Annotated in this window: 2 protein-coding genes; both read right to left on the minus strand. The window is 71.4% G+C overall.

The annotated features are described in order from the left end of the window. Positions 1 to 87: 87 nt before the first annotated feature. On the minus strand, positions 88 to 1,422 hold the full coding sequence (locus ACFPZL_RS11545) for an O-acetylhomoserine aminocarboxypropyltransferase/cysteine synthase family protein (protein WP_218115637.1): 1,335 nt from the start codon (positions 1,420 to 1,422) through the stop codon (positions 88 to 90). Then, the coding region (gene acs / locus ACFPZL_RS11550; RefSeq protein ID WP_382335509.1) for an acetate--CoA ligase at positions 1,419 to 3,167 on the minus strand (1,749 nt) is incomplete at its 5' end. The genes acs and ACFPZL_RS11545, both read right to left, overlap by 4 nt.

Below are 3,167 nucleotides of genomic sequence, written 5' to 3' on the forward strand. Positions count from 1 at the left end.
GTGCGGCGGGCGAGGGCGCGGCGGCGGGCGAGTCCGGTGCGGAAGACGCGGATCCGGCGGCCGAGCCGCCGCGGGGATCGATGTCGCTCATCGGGTTGCTCCTGTCGCGAGGGTGAGGGCCTGATCCAGGTCCCACAGGATGTCTTCGGGATCCTCGATGCCGACCGAGATGCGGATCAGGTCGGCGGGCACGCCGGCGGCTTCGAGCTGCTCGGCGGTCAGCTGCTGGTGCGTCGTGGACCCGGGGTGGATCACGAGCGTGCGGGCGTCGCCGATGTTCGCGAGGTGGCTCGCGAGCTGCAGCGAGTCGATGAACTTCTCGCCGGTCTCGAGCGCGGCCTGCCGGCGCTCCTCCTCGTCGGCGAACTCGCTGGAGGGGCGCACGCCGAAGGCGAACACGGATCCCGGGCCGAGCGGCAGGTACTTCTGCGCGCGCTCGCGGTGCGGGTGGCCCTCGAGGCCGGCCCAGGTGACGAACGAGATGCGCGGGTCGTCGGCCAGCCATTCGGCGACGATGCGCGCGTTGGCGACGTGCGCGTCGATGCGCTGGGGCAGGGTCTCGACGCCCTGCAGCAGGTTGAAGGCGGACTGGGGGCTGAGCGCGGGCCCGATGTCGCGCAGCTGCTCGCTGCGGAGCTTGGTGAGGAAGCCGTACTCGCCGAAGTTGTCCCACCAGCGGATCCCGCCGTAGGAGTCGACGGGTTCGGTCATGGTGGGGAACTTGCCGTTGCCCCAGTCGAAGGTTCCGGCCTCGACCACGACGCCGCCGAGGGTGGTGCCGTGGCCGCCGAGGAACTTGGTGACCGAGTGGATGACGATGTCGGCGCCGTGCTCGATCGGGCGCACCAGGTAGGGGGTCGCGAGGGTCGAGTCGACGATCAGCGGGATCCCTGCCTCGTGCGCCACCTTCGAGAGGCCCTCGAGATCGGCGATCTCGCCGCCGGGGTTGCCGATGACCTCGACGTAGAGCGCCTTCGTGTTCGCGCGGATCTCGGTGCGGAACGCTTCGGGGTCGGAGCTCGCGACGAAGGTCGTGTCGACGCCGAAGCGGCGCAGCGTGACGTCGAGCTGGGTCACGGTGCCGCCGTAGAGCTGGGCGGAGGCGACGATGTGGTCGCCGGCGCCGACGAGCGCGGCGAAGGTGATGAACTCGGCCGACATGCCGCTGGCGGTCGCGACCGCGCCGATGCCGCCCTCGAGGGAGGCGATCCGCTCCTCGAGCGCCGCGACGGTCGGGTTGCCGATGCGCGAGTAGATGTTGCCGTACTTCTGCAGCGCGAACAAGGTCGCGGCGTCCTTCGCGTTGTCGAACACGAACGACGTGGTCTGGTAGATCGGCACGGCGCGCGCGCCGGTGGTCGCGTCGGGGGTGCCTCCCGCGTGGAGGGCTCGGGTGCGGAACCCGAACTGGTGCTCGCTCATGTGGTCTCCTTCGCTGAGGCTTCGGATTGTCGGGCCAGTTCGATGGCTGCGCGTACGCCGTCGACGGCCCAGGGGTTCTGCAGGCTGGTCGTATCGCCGAGCGTATCGCCTTGCCACAGCTGCGCAAGCAGCCGCCGCAGGATCTTGCCCGACCGGGTCTTGGGGAGTTCGGGGACCCGCACGATGATCTTGGGTTTCGCGATCGGCCCGATGTCGTGCGCCACCCGGGAGCGGAGCTCGTCGAAGCCGGGCTCGTGGGCGCCACCCTCACCGGCACCGGTACCGGCACCGGCGGTGACGATCGCGGCGACGGCCTGCCCGGTGATCGGGTCGAACACGCCGGTGACTCCGGCCTCGCCGACGCCGGGATCCGCGACGAGCGAGGACTCGATCTCGATGGTCGAGAGCCGGTGACCGGAGACGTTCACGACGTCGTCGAGGCGGCCGAGGATCCAGATGCATCCGTCGGCGTCGACGGTCGCCCCGTCGCCGGCGACGTAGTAGCCGCAGTGCTCGCCGCGGCCGGCGTAGGTCGCCCAGTACGAGTCCCGGTAGCGCTCGGGATCGCCCCAGACGGTGCGGGCCATACCCGGCCAGGGCCGCCGGGCGACGAGCGTGCCGGATCGTCCCGGCGCGACCGGGTCCCCGGCCTCGTCGACGACGGCCATGTCGATCCCGGGGAGGGCGACGGTGGCGGATCCGGGCTTCAGGGTCGTGACTCCCGGCAGCGGAGCGACCATGGCGGCGCCCGTCTCGGACTGCCACCACGTGTCGACGACGGGCGTCTCGTCGCGCCCGAAGTTGCGGCGGAACCAGATCCACGCCTCGGGGTTGATCGCCTCGCCGACGGTGCCGAGCAGCCGGATCGACGAGAGGTCGTGCCCGGAGGGCAGCGCGTCGCCGAACCAGGTCATGAAGGTGCGGATCAGCGTGGGGGCCGTGTAGTAGACGGTGACGCCGTAGCGCTCGATGATCTCGAGGTGCCGCTCGCGGCACGGCGCGTCGGGCGTGCCCTCGTAGATCACCTGCGTGAGGCCGTTGGAGAGCGGCCCGTAGATCTCGTACGTGTGGGCGGTAACCCAGGCGAGGTCGGCGGTGCACCAGTGGACATCTTCGGGCTTCGCGTCGAAGTGGGCCCAGTGCGCCCAGCTCGCATGGGCGAGGTAGCCGCCCGAGGTGTGCACGAGACCCTTGGGCTTGCCGGTGGTGCCCGAGGTGTAGATGATGAAGAGCGGGTGCTCGGCGTCGAAGGCCTCGGGCTCGTGCACGTCGGGCTGGGTGTCGATCGCGTCGTGCCACCAGCGGTCGCGGCCCGCGGTCCAGGGGACATCCTGGCCGGTGCGGCGCACGACGAGCACGTGCTCCAGGTGGGGGAGGCCCGCGGCGGCCTCGTCGGCGGCCGACTTCACCTCGACCTGCTTCCCGCGGCGGTGCTGCCCGTCGGAGGTGACGAGCAGCTTGGCCCGCGTGTCCTCGAGCCGGAACCGCACGGCGTCGGCCGAGAAACCGCCGAAGACGAGCGAGTGCACGGCCCCGATGCGCGCGCAGGCGAGCGCGATCACCACGGTCTCGACGAGCACCGGCAGATAGACGAGCACCCGGTCGCCCGGCTCGATCCCGAGCGCGAGGAGGCCGTTCGCGGCCTGCGCGACGCGTCGCTGCAGCTCGGCGTAGGTGACGGATTCGCGATCGCCCGGCTCGCCCTCGAAGTGCAGCGCGACCTTCTCGCCGCGGCCGGCGGCGAC

Source organism: Leucobacter soli (assembly GCF_042659205.1).
Taxonomy (GTDB): Bacteria; Actinomycetota; Actinomycetes; order Actinomycetales; family Microbacteriaceae; genus Leucobacter; species Leucobacter soli.